This window comes from Acinetobacter sp. UBA5934, from assembly GCF_002430855.1.
Classification (GTDB): domain Bacteria; phylum Pseudomonadota; class Gammaproteobacteria; order Pseudomonadales; family Moraxellaceae; genus Acinetobacter.
On the sequence record NZ_DJDC01000148.1, the window covers coordinates 1 to 871 of the forward strand.

Here is an 871-nt window from a genome sequence, read left to right on the forward strand (position 1 = left end):
ACATGTTGCGGTTTTTTTGTGTCTGAAATTTATAGAATTAAAATAAACGGAATGCTAAAAATAAGGGCTAGGCCACAGAATAAATAAAATTAAGGACCAATATGAGAAAAAAACATGAGAAAAATCATTGTTCAGGAATTTATCACCTTAGATGGGGTGATTCAGGCACCCGGCGGACCGGAAGAAGATCTATCAGGCGGCTTTAACTATGGTGGCTGGGTTGCGCCTTATTTTGCGCATACCGATCCCGTGTTCGATAAGATCATGCAGCAATGGATGCGCTCCACCGATATTCTGTTGGGAAAAAATACCTTTAAAATTTGGGAGCATTACTGGCCCAAGCATGCCGAGATGTGGACAGGAATTAATGAGATTACCAAGTATGTTCTGTCTAATAGCATAGATCATTCGAACTGGCAAAATACGGTCTTTTTGAAGAATGTAGATGAAGTGAAAAAGCTCAAAGCTTCAGAGGGCGGGGATATCAAGGTTCATGGTAGTGCCCATATGGCACAGACGCTTTTTCAGCATGATCTGGTGGATGAACTGTGTTTGATGACTTTTCCAATCATTCTGGGCGCAGGTAAGCGTTTATTTGCTGAAGGCTCGGCTCCTGCGGCTTTTGAATTAACCGATAGCCTGAGTACCTCAAATGGTGTGCTGTACACGTATTACAAATGGGCAGGAAAAGTGACAACTGCTAGGGCGGATTAAAGGCTAATGATGCAATGATTGTTTAAAAAATAGATGAAAAATCCAATTTCGTCCAATAACTGTCCACTTGAGTGTGGATTTGTTAAAAAGCCCTTAACAGAATGTTAAAAACGCGTATAATGCACCACATCAAGACGTCGCGCTCATAGCTCAGCTG

1 protein-coding gene is annotated in these 871 nt (G+C 41.6%); it reads left to right on the forward strand.

Translation table 11 applies throughout. From position 1 onward, the window contains the following. The first annotated feature begins 114 nt into the window (after positions 1–114). Positions 115–714, forward strand: coding sequence for a dihydrofolate reductase family protein (locus tag B2Y23_RS10260; protein WP_291355188.1), 600 nt, complete (start codon positions 115–117; stop codon positions 712–714). The last annotated feature ends 157 nt before the right edge of the window (positions 715–871 follow it).

Excerpts from the sequence above, each read along its gene's own strand:
- B2Y23_RS10260 (WP_291355188.1), top strand. The coding sequence starts at position 115 with ATGAGAAAAATCATTGTTCAGGAATTTATCACCTTAGATGGGGTGATT.